The 18,404-nt window shown below is 62.3% G+C and carries 18 protein-coding genes; 13 read left to right on the top strand and 5 right to left on the bottom strand.

Annotation, left to right across the window (positions count from 1 at the left end):
• Positions 1-70: 70 nt before the first annotated feature.
• From ACWBU6_RS20165 to clpB, 3 genes are read left to right on the top strand one after another with little or no spacing between them, the layout of a single operon-like run.
• Entirely contained in the window at positions 71-2,611 is a 2,541-nt protein-coding gene (locus ACWBU6_RS20165) for a DUF349 domain-containing protein (RefSeq protein ID WP_452645169.1), read from the top strand.
• Positions 2,608-3,060 carry a molybdenum cofactor biosynthesis protein MoaE gene (locus ACWBU6_RS20160; RefSeq protein WP_452645168.1) on the top strand — a complete coding sequence of 151 codons (453 nt, stop codon included), beginning with the start codon at positions 2,608-2,610 and terminating at the stop codon, positions 3,058-3,060. The genes ACWBU6_RS20165 and ACWBU6_RS20160 overlap by 4 nt, the downstream gene beginning before the upstream one ends.
• A gap of 54 nt (positions 3,061-3,114) precedes the next feature.
• The gene (gene clpB / locus ACWBU6_RS20155; RefSeq protein ID WP_452645167.1) at positions 3,115-5,697 is read left to right on the top strand and encodes an ATP-dependent chaperone ClpB; all 2,583 of its coding nucleotides are present in this window, start codon (positions 3,115-3,117) and stop codon (positions 5,695-5,697) included.
• Between the two features lie 3 nt (positions 5,698-5,700).
• On the opposite strand, the gene ACWBU6_RS20150 is transcribed toward clpB, so the two are convergent.
• Complete coding sequence (locus tag ACWBU6_RS20150; protein WP_452645166.1) at positions 5,701-6,216, bottom strand: hypothetical protein; 516 nt, start codon at positions 6,214-6,216, stop codon at positions 5,701-5,703.
• A 47-nt stretch (positions 6,217-6,263) separates the two neighbouring features.
• Here ACWBU6_RS20150 and ACWBU6_RS20145 point away from each other — a divergent pair, with 47 nt between their 5' ends.
• Complete coding sequence (locus ACWBU6_RS20145) at positions 6,264-6,842, top strand: HD domain-containing protein (protein WP_452645165.1); 579 nt, start codon at positions 6,264-6,266, stop codon at positions 6,840-6,842.
• Positions 6,843-6,910: 68 nt separating this feature from the next.
• Here ACWBU6_RS20145 and ACWBU6_RS20140 read toward each other — a convergent pair whose 3' ends face one another.
• Complete coding sequence (locus ACWBU6_RS20140; RefSeq protein ID WP_452645164.1) at positions 6,911-7,630, bottom strand: AraC family transcriptional regulator; 720 nt, start codon at positions 7,628-7,630, stop codon at positions 6,911-6,913.
• A 174-nt stretch (positions 7,631-7,804) separates the two neighbouring features.
• Between ACWBU6_RS20140 and ACWBU6_RS20135 the strand changes: the two genes are divergently transcribed.
• The 3 genes from ACWBU6_RS20135 to aceA all read left to right on the top strand — a co-directional run bounded on the left by ACWBU6_RS20135 (position 7,805) and on the right by aceA (position 11,097).
• Positions 7,805-9,013, top strand: a complete 1,209-nt coding sequence (locus ACWBU6_RS20135; RefSeq protein WP_452645163.1) for an MFS transporter — start codon at positions 7,805-7,807, stop codon at positions 9,011-9,013.
• A gap of 37 nt (positions 9,014-9,050) precedes the next feature.
• On the top strand, positions 9,051-9,545 hold the full coding sequence (gene rraA, locus ACWBU6_RS20130; RefSeq protein WP_452645162.1) for a ribonuclease E activity regulator RraA: 495 nt from the start codon (positions 9,051-9,053) through the stop codon (positions 9,543-9,545).
• A gap of 250 nt (positions 9,546-9,795) precedes the next feature.
• Positions 9,796-11,097 carry an isocitrate lyase gene (gene aceA, locus ACWBU6_RS20125; RefSeq protein ID WP_452645161.1) on the top strand — a complete coding sequence of 434 codons (1,302 nt, stop codon included), beginning with the start codon at positions 9,796-9,798 and terminating at the stop codon, positions 11,095-11,097.
• Here aceA and ACWBU6_RS20120 read toward each other — a convergent pair.
• A complete protein-coding gene (locus ACWBU6_RS20120; protein ID WP_452645160.1) occupies positions 11,094-11,552 on the bottom strand; it encodes a GNAT family N-acetyltransferase in 459 nt (152 codons plus the stop codon). The two genes, aceA and ACWBU6_RS20120, sit on opposite strands and share 4 nt — an antisense overlap.
• 71 nt (positions 11,553-11,623) lie before the next feature.
• Here ACWBU6_RS20120 and ACWBU6_RS20115 point away from each other — a divergent pair, with 71 nt between their 5' ends.
• Together ACWBU6_RS20115 and ACWBU6_RS20110 are read left to right on the top strand one after the other, a co-directional pair.
• Complete coding sequence (locus ACWBU6_RS20115) at positions 11,624-12,544, top strand: 23S rRNA (adenine(2030)-N(6))-methyltransferase RlmJ (protein ID WP_452645159.1); 921 nt, start codon at positions 11,624-11,626, stop codon at positions 12,542-12,544.
• A gap of 67 nt (positions 12,545-12,611) precedes the next feature.
• Complete coding sequence (locus tag ACWBU6_RS20110; RefSeq protein WP_452645158.1) at positions 12,612-13,880, top strand: EAL and HDOD domain-containing protein; 1,269 nt, start codon at positions 12,612-12,614, stop codon at positions 13,878-13,880.
• A gap of 1 nt (position 13,881) precedes the next feature.
• On the opposite strand, the gene ACWBU6_RS20105 is transcribed toward ACWBU6_RS20110, so the two are convergent.
• Together ACWBU6_RS20105 and ACWBU6_RS20100 are read right to left on the bottom strand one after the other, a co-directional pair.
• Complete coding sequence (locus ACWBU6_RS20105; RefSeq protein WP_452645157.1) at positions 13,882-14,607, bottom strand: SAM-dependent methyltransferase; 726 nt, start codon at positions 14,605-14,607, stop codon at positions 13,882-13,884.
• Between the two features lie 74 nt (positions 14,608-14,681).
• A complete protein-coding gene (locus tag ACWBU6_RS20100) occupies positions 14,682-15,314 on the bottom strand; it encodes a Maf-like protein (RefSeq protein WP_452645156.1) in 633 nt (210 codons plus the stop codon).
• A gap of 117 nt (positions 15,315-15,431) precedes the next feature.
• Between ACWBU6_RS20100 and ACWBU6_RS20095 the strand changes: the two genes are divergently transcribed.
• From ACWBU6_RS20095 to ACWBU6_RS20080, 4 genes are all read left to right on the top strand, one after another.
• Complete coding sequence (locus tag ACWBU6_RS20095) at positions 15,432-15,929, top strand: YceD family protein (RefSeq protein ID WP_452645155.1); 498 nt, start codon at positions 15,432-15,434, stop codon at positions 15,927-15,929.
• 142 nt (positions 15,930-16,071) lie between these two features.
• The gene (gene rpmF, locus ACWBU6_RS20090; protein ID WP_028104096.1) at positions 16,072-16,254 is read left to right on the top strand and encodes a 50S ribosomal protein L32; all 183 of its coding nucleotides are present in this window, start codon (positions 16,072-16,074) and stop codon (positions 16,252-16,254) included.
• An 82-nt stretch (positions 16,255-16,336) separates the two neighbouring features.
• A complete protein-coding gene (gene plsX, locus ACWBU6_RS20085; RefSeq protein WP_452645154.1) occupies positions 16,337-17,437 on the top strand; it encodes a phosphate acyltransferase PlsX in 1,101 nt (366 codons plus the stop codon).
• A complete protein-coding gene (locus ACWBU6_RS20080) occupies positions 17,391-18,377 on the top strand; it encodes a beta-ketoacyl-ACP synthase III (RefSeq protein WP_452645153.1) in 987 nt (328 codons plus the stop codon). Before plsX ends, ACWBU6_RS20080 begins: the two co-directional genes overlap by 47 nt.
• Positions 18,378-18,404: the final 27 nt, after the last annotated feature.

Below are 18,404 nucleotides of genomic sequence, written 5' to 3'. Positions count from 1 at the left end.
CTGCATTCGCCGCCCCTGCCGGGGCGGTGCTGCGCTATGATGGTGGTTTTGATCCATTCATAGCACAACTATGTTTGAGTTCCTTTTCAAGCAGCAGGCCAGCCAAGCCAGCGTTGCGGGGCAGCCCAGTTCGGGCGGCTCGCAGGCGCCGCTCGGCACTCCCGCGGAACGCCGCTCGGCACAAGCCGAGCTGGCCCGCAACCTTGCGGGCGACGAGACTGCTGCGGTTGAGCTCATCCTGAACAGTGAATTTGCCGACGTGCGGCTGGCGGCGGCCGAGCATGTCGTGTCCCAGGATGCGCTGGAGAAAGTGCAGCAGGCGGTGCGCAACTCGGACCGGCGCGTGGCCAAGCTGGTGCAGGGGCGCCTCGATGCGATCCGGCACGTGCAGGCCGAGCAGAAGCAGGCGCAGGCGTGCATTGCTTTGGCGCAGCGTTTGTTGGCTGATGAGAAGCTGACGCCCAACCTGGTCGCCGACCTGGACCGCCAATGGAAGGTGGTGGATGCCGCGCCTGCCGCAGCGGCTGAATTTACCCATGTGCGCGATGCGCTGGCCGAGCGCCTCGAAGCCCAGGTCTCGCTGCAGCGCGCCATGATCGATGCGCTGGCAGCCTTGCGCCAGCATCCCGACGCTGCCGAACTGGAACGCCTGGCCGGCGAGCACCAGGCGCATATGGCGGCGCCGGAGCGCGCTTCGCTGCCGCGCCACCTCCTAAACGATTTTGATGCCGCCCTGGCGGCCGAGCGCGCCTGGCAACAGCCGGCTCCCCCGGCCGCCGACGTTCCCGCGGCCGGGGCAAGCGCAAGGGAAATTGCGCCGCAACCAGGGGACGGTGCGCCCCCCCCAGCGCAAGGCGAGGGAGTCACGCGCGCCGACGGGCATGACGTGGCGGCTGTCCGCCCGCCGCGCCCGCCCAAGGAAAAGCACAAACCATCGCCTGCCGAGCAGGAAGCCAACCGCCACTTCATGGACCTGGTGGAAGCGATGGAGGCCGCGCTCGCGCAAGGCCAGCTGCATATTGCTGCTGAGCATGATAAGACGCTGAAGGAGAGCAAGACCGGCCGCCTGTCGCCGGCCCAGGCCGAGCGCCTGGCGCACGCGCGGGCCGACCTGAAGCGCCTGGGCGACTGGGCACGCTGGGGCGGCAATGTGTCGCGCGAAGAACTGGTGCATGCGGTGGAGAGTTTGCCGGCCGAGGGCCTCGGCATGAGCGAGCTGGCCAAGAAAGTCGGCAGCATGCGCGAACGCTGGAAGGCGCTGGACGGCGTTTCCGGCGCCGCGCCCAAATCGCTGTGGGAAAAATTCGACGCCGCCTGTACCGCCGCATACGCCCCGGCCGCCGCCCATTTCAAACACTTGGCCGACGAGCGCCACGCCAATGCGGCAAAAGCGCAACAACTGGTCGACGAAGCGAACGCCCTGATCGCCAGGGACGCCGCCCAACTGGAAGCGGCCGGCGGCGCCCAGGCCGATCGCGAGGAATCGGCTTCGGGCAACCTGCCGCATACCCATGACTGGCGCACGCTGGCATCTTCGACGCAACGCCTGCGCCAGGCCTGGAGCCGCCTGGGCACCATTGACCGCAAGGACAAGAAGCGCCTGGACGCCGCGTTCAGCAAGGCGATGGACACCCTCATGGCGCCCCTTGACTCGCAGCGCAAGATCGAAGTGGCACGCCGCGAACAGCTGATCGAGGAAGTCGGCAAACTGAATCCGCTGGACCGCCACACTATCGACACCCTGCGCCGCCTGCAGGAGTCCTGGCAGGGCCATGCCCGCGCCTTGCCGCTGGAGCGCAAGACCGAGCAGGCGCTATGGCAGAAATTCCGTGCCGCCTGCGACCAGATTTTCGCCCGGCGCAAGGAGCATGCCCACGCCGCCGACCACGAACGCAAGGCCCACCTGCACGTCCGCGAAGCGATTTGCGCCGGGCTCGAATCGGCCACGTTCGAAGGCGACGACAAGGCCGTCTTGGCCGCCATCGGCAAGGCACTGAAGGATGCCGCGGCAGCATGGCACGCCTCAGGCGTGGTGCCGCGCGCCAGCGAGCAGAAAATCGACCAGCGTTACCGCGCCGCCGTCGGCGCCCTGCAATCGCAGGCCGACAGCATCCGCAAGCGGGCCGGCGCCGCCCAGGCCAACGCCTTGCGCGAGAAGCTGCGCCTGGTGCAGGCGCTGGAAAACGCGCTCACGGAAGACGGCGACATCGACAGCGCCGGCTGGGGCGCCCGCTGGCAGGCGTTGCCGGCGTTGCCGGCCGAGCAGGAGCGCACCCTGCGTACCCGTTTCGACGCCGCGCTGAAAGCGGCCGGGGAGGGCACCGGCGCGCGCGCCGCCTACGCCGGCCAGTTGCAGGAAAACCGTGGGCGCCTGCTGTCCGAAGTGCTGCGCCTGGAAATCGTGGCCGGCATCGACAGTGGCGCCGAATTTGCGAAAGACCGATTGAAAATGCAGGTGGAAGTATTGCAGAGCTCCCTCAAGTCCGGCCAGAAGCCGGCCAGTCACGCCGCCCAGTTCCTGGCCTTGTGCGCCATGCCGGCACTGGTCGATGCACGCACTGCCAGCCGCATCGAGCAGCTATTTCGCAAGATCGGCGCGGAGGGCAAATGAGCGAAGTACGCATCCAGGAAGGGGACTTCGATTTGTCCCGGGAAGTGGCGCAACTGCGCGCCGGAAACGCGAAAGTTGGCGGTATAGTCAGCTTTGTCGGTACGGTGCGCGACCTCAATGAGGGCGCCTCCGTCGCCGGGATGGAGCTGGAGCATTACCCGGGCATGACCGAGCAGTCGATCCAGGCCATCATCGACCAGGCCAGGGTCCGTTGGCCGATCTATGGCGCGCTGGTCATCCACCGCGTCGGGCCGCTCAAGCCCATGGACCAGATCGTGCTCGTGGCGGTTACCTCGCCGCACCGCGGGGAGGCGTTCTCGGCTTGTGAATTCATCATCGATTACCTGAAAACCGAGGCGCCATTTTGGAAAAAGGAAGAGACGGCCGAGGGAGCCCGCTGGGTAGACGCGCGCAGCAGCGACGATGAAGCTTTAATCAAGTGGTCTTGAAAACTGTCAACGCGTCCTTAAATTGTCGTTGACAATTCATCAGGAGCGTTCGAAATGCGCCAAGACAAACTCACAACAAAACTGCAAGAAGCCCTTGCCGATGCCCAAAGCCTGGCCGTTGGCAACGACAACCAATACATCGAACCCGCGCACCTGCTGCTGGCCCTGCTCAACCAGGAGGACGGCGGCGCGCGCTCGCTGCTGCAGCGCGCCGGCGTGAACGTCGGCGGACTGGCGCAGGCCCTGAAGCATGCGCTGGAGCGCATGCCCAAGGTGTCCGGCGGCGACGTCACGGTCAGCCGTGAATTCGTCAATATGCTGAACCAGGCCGACCGCGAAACCCAGAAGCGCGGCGACCAGTTCGTCTCCAGCGAAATGGTGCTGCTGGCAATCGCTGAAGACAAGGGCGACGCCGGCAAGCTGGCACGCGAGAACGGCTTGCAGCGCAAGGCACTGGAAAGCGCCATCGACGCCGTGCGCGGCGGCGCCAAGGTCGATTCGCAGGAAGCGGAAGGCCAGCGTGAAGCCCTCAAGAAATACACGCTCGACCTGACCGAGCGCGCCCGCATGGGCAAGCTGGACCCTGTGATCGGCCGCGACGACGAGATCCGCCGCGCCATCCAGGTACTGCAGCGCCGCACCAAGAACAATCCAGTGCTGATCGGCGAGCCGGGTGTCGGCAAGACCGCCATCGTGGAAGGGCTGGCGCAGCGCATCGTCAATAACGAGGTGCCCGATTCGCTGCGCGGCAAGCGCGTGCTGTCGCTCGATATGGCAGCCCTGCTGGCCGGCGCCAAGTACCGCGGCGAGTTCGAAGAACGCCTGAAGTCCGTGCTGAAGGAACTGGCGCAGGACGAAGGCCAGACCATCGTCTTCATCGACGAGCTGCACACCATGGTCGGCGCCGGCAAGGCCGAAGGCGCCATGGATGCCGGCAATATGCTGAAACCGGCGCTGGCGCGCGGCGAGCTGCATTGCCTGGGTGCGACCACGCTGGACGAATACCGCAAATACATCGAGAAGGATGCCGCGCTGGAGCGCCGCTTCCAGAAAATCCTGGTCGACGAGCCGAGCGTGGAAGCGACCATCGCCATCCTGCGCGGCCTGCAGGACAAGTACGAGCTGCACCACAAGGTGGAAATCACCGACCCTGCGATCATCGCAGCGGCGGAGCTGTCGCACCGGTACATCACCGACCGCTTCCTGCCGGACAAGGCGATCGACCTGATCGACGAAGCCGCTTCGAAGATCAAGATCGAGATCGACTCCAAGCCTGAGGTGATGGACAAGCTCGAGCGCCGCCTGATCCAGCTCAAGATCGAGAAGGAAGCCGTCAAGCGCGAGAAGGACGAAGCCTCGAAAGCCCGCCTGCAATTGCTGGACGATGAAATCGCCAAGCTGCAACGCGAGTACAACGATTACGAGGAAGTGCTGAAGGCCGAGAAAGCCAATGTGCAGGGCACCACCCACATCAAGGAAGAGATCGAGCGCATCAAGCAGCAGATGGAAGAGGCGACCCGCGCTTCCAACTGGCAGCGCGTGTCCGAGCTCCAGTACGGCAAGCTGCCGGAACTGGAGGCGCAGTTGAAGCATGCCGAGGCCGCCGGCGCCGCCGAACAGTCAGGCGACAAGCCCAAACTGCTGCGGACCCAGGTCGGCGCGGAGGAAATCGCCGAGGTGGTATCGCGTGCGACCGGCATCCCCGTGTCGCGCATGATGCAGGGTGAACGCGACAAGCTGCTGCATATCGAAGAAAAGCTGCACGAACGCGTGGTGGGGCAAGATGAAGCGATCAACGCGGTGGCCGACGCCATCCGCCGTTCGCGCGCCGGCCTGTCGGATCCGAACCGCCCCTATGGCTCCTTCATGTTCCTCGGCCCCACCGGGGTCGGTAAAACAGAGCTGACCAAGGCGCTGGCGAACTTCCTGTTCGATTCGGAAGAATCGCTGATCCGCATCGACATGAGCGAATTCATGGAGAAGCACTCGGTGGCCCGCCTGATCGGCGCGCCGCCGGGCTATGTGGGCTACGACGAAGGCGGCTACCTGACGGAAGCCGTGCGGCGCAAGCCCTACAGCGTGATCCTGCTGGACGAGATCGAGAAAGCGCACCCGGACGTGTTCAACGTGCTGCTGCAAGTGCTGGACGATGGCCGCATGACGGACGGGCAGGGCCGCACCGTGGACTTCAAGAACACGGTGGTGATCATGACCTCGAACCTCGGCTCGCAGAAGATCCAGTCGCTGGACGAGTCCGATCCGGCCGTGGTGAAACTGGCGGTAATGGCCGAGGTGCGCGGGCACTTCCGTCCGGAGTTCATCAACCGGATCGACGAGATCGTGGTGTTCCATGGCCTGGACGACAAGCATATCGGTTCGATTGCCCGCATCCAGCTGCAGATCCTGGAACAGCGCCTGAAGCGCATGGACATGGGCATGGAAGTGAGCGACACCGCGCTGCAGAAGATCGCCGAGGCGGGCTACGACCCGGTGTATGGCGCACGTCCGCTGAAACGCGCCGTGCAGCAGCAGATCGAAAACCCGCTGTCGAAGCTGATCCTGGAAGGCCGCTTCGGCCCGAAAGACACGATCCGCATCGATGCCGAGGGCAACGAACTGGCCTTCCGCAAGGCTTGAATTTCAGCCGCAAGGCGCACGGCAGTCAACCTGAGGCCTGCGCCTGACTTCTCCAGTCGCGGCCCAGATGTGCTCTTCGTAGCAACTGCCCTCGATCTTGACCCTGCGAATGATCCAGCCATCGGGACGCTTCCATTGGCAGACGGTCTCTTCCCGCTGGCGCGCGGCGGGCGCCTGGGCCATCGCGTTGCCAATCAGGCTGAAAGTGCCTGTGCTGCGCAAGCCAAACAGCTCCACCGCCACCCAGCGGTAGGCGCGCTTGTCGCCAGGACCGATAAAGCGCACCAGCACATCGCCCGATTTGCAGATCGTGGCGGATGTCTGCACATTGAATTCGTTCAGGACACCAGCGAAGGGCGCTTCAATGCAGCTGATATTCTTGGTCCAGAGCGCGACTTGACCGTCGCCGTCACGGGACTTGACGTAATCGTTGACGATCGGGATCAGGGCAATGGCCAGCCCCGGATAGACCAGCAACCACTGCCACCATTTTGCGGGCCATTGAAAACGGGATGACATACAACCTCCAATTTGCGTATGCTCATGCTTCTGGATAGGAGCACTGCATGAAAGAGTTAACATTGGCCGGCCGGCTGGCGTTCCTGCGTGAAGCGGAGCGGCTGAAAAGCGTCCTGCGCAGCGGGTTCACCTCGACCGGACGGCCGGAAAGCACCGCCGAGCATAGCTGGCGGCTGGCGCTGATGGCGCTGGTGTTCGCCGACGAGTTGCCGGGTCTGGATCTCGCCCGCGTGCTGAAGCTGTGCATCGTGCACGACCTCGGCGAAGCAATCCACGGCGACATCCCCGCAATCGACCAGCACGCCCATCCCGGCAAGTCGGCGCAGGAGCGCGAAGACTTGCACACCCTGACGCGCGACCTCGACGCGCCACTGCGGGCGGAAATCATCGCCCTGTGGGACGAGTACGAAGCTGCCGCCACGCCGGAAGCCCAGGCCGTGAAAGCCTTCGATAAGCTGGAAACCATCCTCCAACACAACCAGGGCGAAAATCCGCCCGAATTCGACTACGCCTTCAACCTGGGGTATGGCCGCAAGCACACTGCCACGGCACCATTGTTTGTGAAGCTGCGGGAAATGCTCGACGCTGAAACAACGCAGCGCCAGCAGGCCGCGCCTCCGCAATGAGTGTAGGCACTGCGAAGGCCGGCAGGCAAGCGCGGCCGGGAGGCAAACAACCGTGGCTTTGATCTAAATCAGATGCGGGTATTGAAAAACTCGGTTGGCGGACAGCCGAAGGTCTTGCGGAACATGGCGGTAAAGGCGGACTGGCTGGCATAGCCCAGCGCATCGGCCACTTGCGACAAGGGCATGCCGCTGGAGATCATCGGCGCCGCATGCGCCAGCCGCGCTTGCTGGCGCCACTGGCCGAAGCTCATGCCCAGTTCCTTTTCAAACAGGCGCGCCAGCGTACGCTCCGATGCCCCGGCCTTGCCTGCCCACGCTGCCAAAGTGTGGGTTGCGCCCGGATCGGCAAGCAAGGCATCGCACAGGCTCTTCAGGCGCTTGTCGCGTGGCATGGGGACGCGGATCGGGCGTGTTGCCAGGTGCGGCAATTCATCGAGGATCAGGCCGCTGATCAGTTGGGAGCGGCGGGTTGGCACTTCCGGGTCTTCCTGCTCCAGTGCCATGACCAGTTCACGCAGCAGCGGCGACACTTCGAGCACCTTGCACGGTTCGCCGGGAAAGGGATCGAACGACGAGACGACGTAGACCGGCCGTAGCCGCGCGGTCTCGATCACGCTCAACGAATGTTCGACATTGGCCGCGGTCCAGATGGCGCGCTGCGGCGGCACGATCCAGCTGCTGTCCATCGCGTTCACGCGGATCACCCCTTCCAGCGCCAGGGTCAGTTGGGCGCAATCGTGGGTATGGGCCTGCAGGGAACGCTCGCTGACCAGGTCACGTGCAATCATGGTAACTGGTTGCACGGCGGTCGGCTCGCGGCGGCTTTCATGTGGCCCTGTGTGGGTGACGATCTGGACGGGCATGGGATGGCGGTTTTGCGATAAATGATGTCATACTAGCTCAAAACAGACGTGCCAGGTTTTTCTAGAATGTTTGCATTCTTCACACCAATGAGACTGGCAATGGATAAGCACACCTTCCACACGGATGCCCGCGTCATCGGCCTGGTCGGGCTGGCGCATGGCGTCTCGCACTTTTACCACCTGATCCTGGCCGCGCTGTTTCCCTGGCTGAAGACGGCTTTTGGCCTCAGCTACTCCGAACTGGCCCTGCTGATGACGGTGTTCTTCGTCGTTTCCGGCATTGGCCAGGCCCTGGCCGGCTTCGTGGTGGACCGCGTCGGGGCGCGCCGCGTGCTGTTTTCCGGCATGGCGATGCTGGGCATTTCGGCGCTGGTGCTGTCGCATGCCCAGAACTATGCCGGCCTGGTGGCAGGCGCGCTGATGGCGGGCCTGGGCAACAGCATCTTCCACCCGGCGGACTACACCATCCTCAACCAGCGCGTATCGCGCGAGCGGCTGGCGCATGGCTTTTCGGTGCATGGCGTGAGCGGGAGCATTGGCTGGGCTGCGGCGCCGCTGTTCCTGACCGGCGTGGCAAGCGCCTCGGATTGGCGCACGGCCTTGCTGTGCGCGGCCGCGCTGCCCGCGATCGTGCTGGCAATCCTGTGGTGGAACCGCGCAGCGCTGCGTCCCGATCCGGTTGTTCCCCACGTCGCCGGCGCATCCCAAGGCGGTACGCTGGATTTCCTGCGCCTGCCTTCGGTATGGATGTGCTTCGGCTTTTTCTTCCTGACCGCGCTGGCGCTGGGCGGCATCCAGAGCTTCTCATCGACCGGGCTGGTCAAGCTGTACGGCATGTCGCTGGCGATGGCCACCAGCGCGTTCACGGCCTATATGCTGGCGTCCGCGCTTGGCATGATGCTGGGCGGCTTCCTCGGTGCAGGGCGCAAGAACCATGACCGTACGATTGCCGCTGCGTTCGCGCTGGCAGCCATATTGGCCCTGCTGCTTGGCCTGGCCGTAGTCCCTGCCTGGGGCGCCCTGGTAATGATGGCACTGGTCGGCTTCTTCTCCGGCATTGCCGGCCCCTCGCGCGACCTGATGATCCGCGCGGCCGCCCCGAAGAATGCCACGGGCCGCGTGTACGGCGTGGTGTACTCCGGACTGGACAGCGGGCTGTCGGTAGGCCCATTGCTGTTTGGCTTGATGATGGACGCCGGCAAACCCCAGCATGTCTTTGCCGGCATCGCCTTCTTCCTGCTGCTCGCCATCGCCACCGCCACCGGTGTCGGCAGCCGCACCCGCGCCACCGCCAGCGCCGCAGCCTGATATAGTCAGGCCATCGTCCATAACCGAGAGTGATGCCATGAGTTTTGCCACGACTGACCTTTGTGATGAAAATCCGGGAATGCTGGATGACGGCAGCCTGCAAGTGCTGTCACCGTTTTTCCGCCATTTCGGCATGCGTGTCCAGTTTGCCGGGCCGGCGGCGACGCTGAAGGTGCATGAGGATAATGCGCTGGTGCGTGCGACCCTGGAAGGACAGGGCGGCGGCAGGGTCCTGGTGGTCGATGGCGGGGGCAGCTTGCGCCGGGCCCTGGTCGGTGGCCAGCTCGGCTTGCTGGCGCAAAACAATGGCTGGGCGGGCGTGATCGTCGATGGCTGCGTGCGCGATAGCGCGGAACTGGCGCAGTGCGACGTCGGCATCATGGCCCTGGCCACCCACCCCCAGCGCAGCGCACGTGATGGCGCCGGCAAGCGCGATGTGAGCGTTTCGATCGCCGGCGTTGCGGTGCGCCCGGGCGATTGGATCTATGCCGATGCGGATGGCGTGCTGGTGGCGCGGCAAAAGCTCGCCTGATGCCCGGCAGGTCTTTCCACGATGTGAAATGATCATTTCATGCGATGGAAAGTGCATCGATTCAACAACCTTTGTTTCTCTCGAAAGGAGAAATGGTATTCCGTATCATGGAATGCTGGCGCTAAGCTTTTGATTTAATGCGAGTAAATGGTGCTCATATGTCTTATATAAGACAATTGTTGCACTGAACAATCAAGCCTAAGATATCTCTAACGGTTTTCGTTTTCTAACGCTTTCGTAGGAGATCATCATGGCAACTCGCGCCCAACAAATCGCGGCCCTGCAGCACGACTGGGATACCAATCCACGCTGGAAGGGTGTCACCCGCACTTACACCGCTGAAGACGTGGTGCGCTTGCGCGGCTCGCTGGCCATCGAGCACACCCTCGCCAGGCGCGGTGCGGAAAAGCTGTGGGACCTGGTGACTACCGAGCCTTTCGTCAACGCGCTGGGCGCGCTCACCGGCAACCAGGCCATGCAGCAGGTCAAGGCTGGCTTGAAGGCGATTTACCTGTCCGGCTGGCAGGTCGCGGGCGATGCCAACCTGGCGGGTGAGATGTATCCGGACCAGTCGCTGTATCCGGCCAATTCGGTGCCGATGGTTGTCCGCCGCATCAACAACACGTTGCAGCGTGCGGACCAGATCCAATGGTCCGAGGGTAAAGACGATATCGACTTCTTCGCGCCTATCGTGGCGGATGCGGAAGCCGGTTTCGGCGGCGTGCTGAACGCTTTCGAGCTGATGAAGGCCATGATCGAAGCCGGCGCGTCGGGCGTGCATTTCGAAGACCAGCTGGCATCCGTGAAGAAGTGCGGCCATATGGGCGGCAAGGTGCTGGTGCCAACCCGGGAGGCTGTTGAAAAGCTGACTGCCGCGCGCCTGGCTGCCGACGTGATGGGCACTTCGACCCTGGTCATTGCCCGTACCGATGCCGAGGCAGCGGATTTGCTGACCTCCGATGTGGATGACAACGATAAGCCTTTCTGCACCGGCGAGCGCACCGTGGAAGGCTTCTACAAAGTCCGCAATGGCCTGGAGCAGTCGGTCTCGCGCGCCCTGGCCTATGCTCCTTATGCCGACATGGTCTGGTGCGAAACCGGCAAGCCGGACCTGGCCTTTGCCAAAGCCTTCGCGGAAGCGGTGCATGCCAGATACCCCGGCAAGCTGCTGGCGTATAACTGTTCGCCTTCCTTCAACTGGAAGAAGAACCTGGACGATGCGACCATTGCCAAGTTCCAGAAAGAGCTGGGCGCCATGGGCTACAAATTCCAGTTCATTACGCTGGCGGGCTTCCATTCGCTGAACTATGGCATGTTCAACCTGGCGCATGGCTATGCGCGCCGCCAGATGTCTGCTTTCGTGGAATTGCAGGAAGCCGAGTTCGCAGCGGCAGCGCGGGGCTTCACCGCAGTCAAGCACCAGCGCGAAGTCGGTACCGGCTATTTTGATGCGGTGACGCAGGCCATCCAGCAGGGCCAGAGTTCGACTACGGCGCTGCACGGTTCGACCGAGGACGAGCAATTCTTCGACGAAAACAAGAAAGTCGCTTAAGCGCGCTCCATGAACACGCAGTCCAGCAGAATCCCCGATGGGTGCTGGTACTGCGTGCTTTTCATTGCGCGGTAGCCTGCCGCTTCGTAGAACGGCACTGCATTCAACGAGGCGTAAAGGTGCAGTGCTGCCGGTTGCGCGGCCATCTGTTCCAATGCACGCAATAAGGCCTTGCCGACGCCTTGGCCGGCAAATTGCGGGTCGACGAAAACGGCGTCCACCTCGTTGCGCTCCAGGTCCAGGATGGCGTAGCCGGCGAGTTCGCTGCCGATGTTGGCCTTGATGCCGCCGCCTTGGGCCAGCAATGCCGGATAAGTGGCCGGGGCAGGTGCCGCGGCCCAGGTGCGCAAGATGTCGGGGGCGTAGTGGCCGGCGCATTGCTTGCGCAGTGCGCGCGTGCGCAGTTGCCACAAGATCGGAATGTCGGCGCAGTCTGCTGGGAGGACGGTGATCATGTGCCCAGTGTATCGCAGGCGATGATGCGCATGAGATAATGCGGGCAAATCCTTATTTTCCCGCATTATTTATGTTCAGTTACCGCCACGCGTTCCATGCCGGCAATCACGCCGACGTCCTCAAGCACTTTGTCCTGGTCCAGGTTCTCGAATACCTGAACCAGAAGGACGTCCCGTACACCTATATCGACACCCACGCCGGTGCGGGCGTCTATTCCCTGGACAGCGCGCAAGCCACCAAGACCGCCGAGTTTGAAACCGGCATCGGCCCGCTGTGGGACCGTGATGACTTGCCGGAGCCGCTGGCTGACTACGTCCAGCTGATCAAGGACCTGAACCCGAGCGGCAAGCTGCGCTTCTACCCGGGTTCGCCTTACTGCGCCGAGATCGTGGCGCGCGAAGAAGACCGCATCCGCCTGTTTGAGCTGCACCCGTCGGACGCCAAGATCCTGGCCGATAATTTCCAGAAGCTGGAACAGCACCAGGCGGCCAATGGTCGCCGCCCGGCTGCGCGCGGCAAGCGCGTGATCGTCAATAAGGCTGATGGCTTTCTTGGCGTGAAGGCGCTGCTGCCGCCGCCTTCGCGCCGCGGCATCGTGCTGTGCGATCCGCCTTACGAGGATAAGCAGGACTACAAGAAGGTTACCGACATGCTGGGCGACGCGCTGAAACGCTTCCCGACCGGCACCTACGCGGTCTGGTATCCGGTGCTGCAGCGTATCGAGGCGCGCAACTTCGCCGAGCGCCTGAAACATCTGCCGGCCAAGAGCTGGCTGAACGTGACCTTGTGCATCAGCACGCCGACCCCGGACGGTATTGCACTGCACACCAGCGGCATGTTCCTGCTGAATCCGCCTTATACGTTAGAGCCGATGCTGCGCCAGGTGATGCCTTACCTGGTCCAGGTTTTGGGCCGCGACGCGGGCGCCCAGTTCACGCTGGAAAGTGGCGAAGCGACCACAGCCAAGAAGGCTGGGCCGCGCACCGCATAAAAATGTTGCCAGGACTGCACTAATGGGTATAGTCTTGTAACCATGAGTCTTAGCAATGGGGAAACCCATGACAGCCGTGGTTGAAAGTGAAGTGCAAATCCCGATGCCGTATGCCAATCAGTTCTTCTTGGCACGGCAACCCATCCTCAACCGCAGCCAGCGGCTCGTGGCCTACGAGCTGCTCTATCGAAACGCCGAAGTCCACGAAGCCCGTGTGACCGACGGCACCCATGCCACTGCATCCGTGATTGCCCATGCCTCCGAGCTGGGCATGGAGCAGGTCGTCGGCGACCAGCTAGCCTTCGTCAATGTCGACACGACGGGGCTGATGAGCGACTTCATCCACTTCCTGCCGAACGATAAGGTGATCCTCGAGGTGCTGGAGTCGGTGGAGCCGACGCCGGACGTGCTGAAGCGGGTGCAGGAGCTGAAGCAGGCCGGTTACAAGTTTGCCCTGGATGATGTGGCAGGTGAAAGCGAAGCGGTAACGGCCTTGCGTCCGCTGATGGATGTGATCAAGGTCGACATCAAGCAGATCGAGCGCGGCCGCTTGCCGGAATTGACGCGCTACCTGCGCAATGCGAACCAGAAGCTGTTGGCCGAGAAGGTTGAAACGGTCGAAGAGTTCAGGGAATGCATGGACCTGGGTTTTGAGTACTTCCAGGGCTATTATTTTGCGCGGCCGGTCATCCTCAGCGGGAAGAAGATTACGCCGTCGCAGCTCTCCATCATGCATTTGCTGGATTTGCTGAACCAGGATGCGGACCAGCGCGAGGTCGAGCGCAGCGTCAAGCATGATCCCCTGATTTCCCTGAACCTGCTGCGGCTGGTGAATACGCCGGCGGTGGGGGCGCGCTTTCGCATCAACTCGGTCGGGCATGCCTTGATCGTACTGGGGCGCAGGCAGTTGCAGCGCTGGCTGCAGATCCTGCTGTATGTGAAGGGTTCCGAATTCGATTCGCCGCTGCTGCAGATGGCGACGACGCGCGGCAAGACCATGGAGCTGGTGATGGGGCATGTGCGGCCGTCGGAAAGGGTGGCGGCCGATATCGGGTTTACCGTCGGCATCATGTCGCTGATGGATGCGCTGTTCTCGGTGCGGATGGGCGAGATCCTCGACAGCGTCAACGTACTGGACGAGGTGCGTGATGCGCTTTTGCACCGCGAGGGCGATTATGGGGATGTGCTGCGCCTGATCGAGCTGATCGAGCGGGCGCAGGAAGGACGGGAGCTGACGGGCATTCTGCACAAGCTGGACCTGCCGCCCTCGGCGCTGTATGCGCTGCAGCGCGAGGCGTTTGAGTGGGTCAATGAATATGCCCACTCGGTGCGATAGCTCATTGGCCCAATAACAGGAATACTGTCGGCTTCTTGTGGAAATCCGGCGCCTTGCCGGAATCGAGCAGGCCTTTCCACTGCGCGCCCGTGCGGGTGCGGATCGTTTCCGTTGGCAGGCTGATGTCGGTAGCCACGCAGATCAGCGTGCTGGCAGTGCATGCGCCGACCAGCGCTTCCAGCATGGCGGCGTTGCGGTAGGGCGTCTCGATGAAGAGCTGGGTCTGCTTTTCCTGGCGCGAGCGGGTTTCCAGGTCCTTCAGGCGCTTGGCGCGCGCTGCAGCATCGGTGGGCAGGTAGCCGTTGAAGGCGAAGCTTTGGCCGTTCAGGCCACTGGCCATCACCGACATCAGGATGGAGGAGGGGCCGACCAGCGGGCGTACCGGAATGTCGTGGGCGTGGGCCAGGCGGACCAGGTCGGCGCCGGGGTCGGCGACTGCAGGGACCCCGGCTTCGGACAGCAGGCCGACGTCATGGCCGGCTTGCAGGGGCTCGAGCAGGGCTTGCAGCGCGGCTTGCGGCGTGTTGATGTTCAGTTCGCTGATTGCAATTTCCTGGATCGGCCTGGCGGTGCCGACCCGTTTCAGGAAGGCGCGGGCGGTTTTGGCGTTTTCGGCAACGAAGTGGGTGAGCTGGCTTGTCAGCTGCTGCACGTGCTGCGGGATGACCTGGTCCAGCGATTCGGTGGGGCCGAGGGTGTTGGGGATTAAGTATAGGGTGCCGTTCATTTTTTTAAACCGGTAAACCGGTGTCTGACCCGCAGGGTCAGACACCTCGACTGATCGGAGTGTGCGGGTCTTGCTTAGTTGCCAAGTGTATGACCCCGCGGGTCAGGCACGGGTTCGCCGGTGTGGAAGAAGTGGACACCCGCGGCGCGCAGCATGCCAGTGAGAGCGATCAGCGGCAAGCCCGTAAGGGCAGTCGGGTCGCTGGAATCGATGCGTTCAAGGATGGCGATCCCCAGCGCCTCGTTTTTCGCGCTTCCGGCACAATCATAGGGCTGCTCGATGCGCAGGTAAGCGTCCAGTTCCTCATCCGCCAGATCGCGGAACTTGACCACGGTCTGGATATCTTCGAGCTGGTGGGTATTGTTGTGCCCATCCCACAGGCACAGTGCCGTGTGAAACACGACTTCGCGACCACGCATTTTCTGCAGCTGGGCGAGGGCATTGGCATGATTGCCTGGTTTGCCGATCTGCTCATCGTCCAGCGTGGCGACCTGGTCCGAGCCAATGACCAGCGCGCCGGGATGGCGGGCAGCCACAGCGGCAGCCTTCTCGCGGGCCAGGCGCAAGGCGGTGGCGGAGGGCGTCTCGCCCGGCTGCGGGCTTTCGTCGATGCCCGGCAGGTCGACCGAAAACGGCAAATGCAGGCGCGACAGCAGCTCGCGGCGATAAGCTGAGCTGGATGCAAGGATGATGTTGGTTGTTTTCATCAGGGAAATGTTATATGCTCTCTGCGCCGTAGAAAAAGCGCGAAAAGTCTCGCAAGTCTTTGACGCGGCGTGGAAAATCCTGTTATTATCGCAGGTTTTCGAGGGAAATTTTAGCCAATGAATGCTTTTGAGATCGACGCCTTTGAATTTTGTCGGACCAACAGCAGCAAGGAAGGGGTAACTCCCGTCGCTGAAATGACCCGGCTTAGCAAGGAATGCGCGAACACTTCCGGTGAGTTGGCCTGGAAAGTGGAAGGCGGTTCCAGCAAACAGGGCTTCCCGCAGATGCGCCTGACCGTTGCCGGTAAAGTGCAACTGGTGTGCCAGCGCTGCCTGACCCCGTTTGAATACGAAATCGATTCGTCGACGCTCCTGATGCTCGGCAAAGACGACGCGGACGCGGATGAAATCGAGGAAATCATTGATGATGAAAGCATTGACGTGATCGTCGGTGCGCGCTCCATGAATCTCATGGACCTGGTGGAAGACGAGGCCCTGCTGGCCTTGCCGCAAGCGCCGAAGCACGAGGTGTGTCCTGACACCTCGCTGGTCGACTCTGCGAAGAATGAGAAGCCTTCGCCTTTCGCAAGCCTCAAGGGCTTGAAGGCAAACTAAACGAATTAATCGGTTTGTAGTAGCAAAGAACGTGTCAAAACGCGTGCAGTAATCGAGTTTGGCATGGATGTAAAAGCTCGATTCGCATGTTTTTGCGCATCGGATGTGTTAAAATCTTAGAACTTTAGTATTAGGAGTCATCATGGCTGTTCAACAGAACAAGAAATCCCCGTCGAAGCGCGGCATGCACCGTTCGCACGATTTTCTGGTAGCACCGAACCTGGCCGTTGAGCCAACCACCGGTGAAACCCACCTGCGTCACCACATTTCGCCTAACGGCTTCTATCGTGGTCGCAAAGTGCTGAAGACCAAGAACGACGAGTAATCGACGTTTCGCTTCAGCGACAAGACAAAGCGGTGCTACGCAGGTTTTCTGACGTCGCGCCGCTTTTTCTTTGAGTTATACAATGACAATCAAAATCTCTATCGACTGCATGGGTGGCGATCACGGCCCCTCAGTCACGATCCCCGCAGCACTCTCTTTCCTCAAGCACGAACCGAACGCCGAGCTGGTCCTTGTTGGCCTGGAGGACGTCCTGCGCGCCGAACTGAAAAAGCACCACGCCGAGGCCGCGCCGCGCCTGACCATCCTTCACGCTTCCGAACAGGTCACCATGGATGACCCGCTCGAGGTCGCTTTGCGCCGCAAGAAGGATTCATCGATGCGCGTCGCCATCGAGCAGGTGAAAAGCGGCGCCGTTGCCGGCTGTGTTTCGGCCGGCAATACCGGCGCCCTGATGGCTGTCTCGCGCTACGTGCTGAAAACCATGGCCGGCGTCGACCGTCCCGCCATCTGCACCATCATGCCCAACAAGCTGGGCAAGCCGACCTATATGCTGGACCTGGGCGCCAACGTGGATTGCGAACCGCACCACTTGCACCAATTCGCTATCATGGGTTATGTGCTGGTGCAGGCGATGGAGGGCATCGAGCGCCCGACCATCGGCTTGCTGAACGTTGGCACGGAAGACATCAAGGGCAATGAAGTGGTGAAAGCCACCGCCGAGTTGCTGCGCGCCGACCACGAACGCGGCGCCCTGAACTTCTACGGCAATGTGGAAGGGAACGATATTTTCAAAGGCACCACCGACATCGTCGTCTGCGACGGCTTTGTCGGCAATGTGACGCTGAAGGCTGTCGAAGGCCTGGCCAACTTGTTCAAGGTGGTGTTGACCGAAGAATTCAAGCGCAACCCGATCACCATGTTGGGTGCGTTGATCGCGCGCGGTGCGCTGCGCATGATCACCCAACGCCTGAATCCTGCGCGCTTTAACGGCGCTGGCCTGCTGGGCCTGCGCGGCCTGGTATTCAAGAGCCATGGCGGGGCAGGCGTGGAAGCCTTTGAATGGGCAATCCGCCGCGCTTACGAGGCGGCGCATCATGATTTGCAAGAGCATCTGTCGGCGATGATTGCCGAATTGATGCCGCAGGAAGAGACGACTACACAAACGAGAGACACGCATGACCCTGTACAGCAAGATCGTAGGCACGGGCAGCTACCTGCCTGAGAAACGCGTCACCAACCATGAACTGGCAGCCCAGCTGGCTGCCAAGGGCATCGAAACTTCGGACGAGTGGATTGTGTCGCGCAGCGGCATTTCCGCCCGCCACTATGCGGAGCCTGAGCAGGCTTCGTCCGACCTGGGCGTGATCGCTGCCAAGCGCGCGCTGGAAATGGCCGGCATGCAGCCGGACGATATCGACCTGATCATCGTTGCCAGCTCCACTCCCGACTTTTACGGCAGCTTCCCGAGCACGGCCTGCATCGTGCAGAAGAAACTGGGTATCTCCAATAACTGTGCGGCTGTCGATGTGCAGGCTGTGTGCAGCGGTTTCGTCTACGCGGTAGCGACGGCCGACAGCTTCATCAAGTCCGGTATGCACAAGAACGTGCTGGTTATCGGCGCGGAAGTTTTCTCGCGCATCCTGAATTTCGAAGACCGCACCACCTGTGTGCTGTTTGGCGATGGCGCCGGCGCCATTGTCATGAGCGCGTCGCAGGAGCCTGGCGTCCTCGCGTGCAAGCTGCATGCCGATGGCCGCCATTCCGATGTGCTGCGCGTGCCGGGCAGCCTGTCCAATGGTGCGATTGACGGCAGCGCCTTCCTGTACATGGATGGCCAGGCGGTGTTCAAGCTGGCTGTGTCGGTGCTGGAGAAAGTGGCTTACGAGGCGCTGGATGCGGCGGGCATGACTGCCGACCAGATCGACTGGCTGATCCCGCACCAGGCGAATATCCGCATCATGAACGGCACCGCCAAAAAGTTGGGCATGGAGCCTGAAAAGATGGTGGTGACCGTCGACCAGCATGGCAATACTTCCGCTGCTTCGATCCCGCTGGCGCTCGACGTCGCGGTGCGCGATGGCCGCGTGAAGAAGGGCGACGTGGTGATGATGGAAGGTGTGGGCGGTGGCTTCACCTGGGGTGCCGTCCTGGCGCGCATGTGATGAAGGCCCTGCTACCGCGCCAGGACA

The sequence above is a fragment of the Pseudoduganella sp. HUAS MS19 genome (assembly GCF_053615455.1).
Note: the sequence above shows the minus strand (reverse complement) of the source record. Positions and strands in the feature narration are given on the sequence as shown.

Coding starts and splice junctions, on each gene's coding strand:
- ACWBU6_RS20165 (WP_452645169.1), top strand. CDS start 71: ATGTTTGAGTTCCTTTTCAAGCAGCAGGCCAGCCAAGCCAGCGTTGCG.
- ACWBU6_RS20160 (WP_452645168.1), top strand. CDS start 2,608: ATGAGCGAAGTACGCATCCAGGAAGGGGACTTCGATTTGTCCCGGGAA.
- clpB (WP_452645167.1), top strand. CDS start 3,115: ATGCGCCAAGACAAACTCACAACAAAACTGCAAGAAGCCCTTGCCGAT.
- ACWBU6_RS20150 (WP_452645166.1), bottom strand. CDS start 6,216: ATGTCATCCCGTTTTCAATGGCCCGCAAAATGGTGGCAGTGGTTGCTG.
- ACWBU6_RS20145 (WP_452645165.1), top strand. CDS start 6,264: ATGAAAGAGTTAACATTGGCCGGCCGGCTGGCGTTCCTGCGTGAAGCG.
- ACWBU6_RS20140 (WP_452645164.1), bottom strand. CDS start 7,630: ATGATTGCACGTGACCTGGTCAGCGAGCGTTCCCTGCAGGCCCATACC.
- ACWBU6_RS20135 (WP_452645163.1), top strand. CDS start 7,805: ATGGATAAGCACACCTTCCACACGGATGCCCGCGTCATCGGCCTGGTC.
- rraA (WP_452645162.1), top strand. CDS start 9,051: ATGAGTTTTGCCACGACTGACCTTTGTGATGAAAATCCGGGAATGCTG.
- aceA (WP_452645161.1), top strand. CDS start 9,796: ATGGCAACTCGCGCCCAACAAATCGCGGCCCTGCAGCACGACTGGGAT.
- ACWBU6_RS20120 (WP_452645160.1), bottom strand. CDS start 11,552: ATGATCACCGTCCTCCCAGCAGACTGCGCCGACATTCCGATCTTGTGG.
- ACWBU6_RS20115 (WP_452645159.1), top strand. CDS start 11,624: ATGTTCAGTTACCGCCACGCGTTCCATGCCGGCAATCACGCCGACGTC.
- ACWBU6_RS20110 (WP_452645158.1), top strand. CDS start 12,612: ATGACAGCCGTGGTTGAAAGTGAAGTGCAAATCCCGATGCCGTATGCC.
- ACWBU6_RS20105 (WP_452645157.1), bottom strand. CDS start 14,607: ATGAACGGCACCCTATACTTAATCCCCAACACCCTCGGCCCCACCGAA.
- ACWBU6_RS20100 (WP_452645156.1), bottom strand. CDS start 15,314: ATGAAAACAACCAACATCATCCTTGCATCCAGCTCAGCTTATCGCCGC.
- ACWBU6_RS20095 (WP_452645155.1), top strand. CDS start 15,432: ATGAATGCTTTTGAGATCGACGCCTTTGAATTTTGTCGGACCAACAGC.
- rpmF (WP_028104096.1), top strand. CDS start 16,072: ATGGCTGTTCAACAGAACAAGAAATCCCCGTCGAAGCGCGGCATGCAC.
- plsX (WP_452645154.1), top strand. CDS start 16,337: ATGACAATCAAAATCTCTATCGACTGCATGGGTGGCGATCACGGCCCC.
- ACWBU6_RS20080 (WP_452645153.1), top strand. CDS start 17,391: ATGACCCTGTACAGCAAGATCGTAGGCACGGGCAGCTACCTGCCTGAG.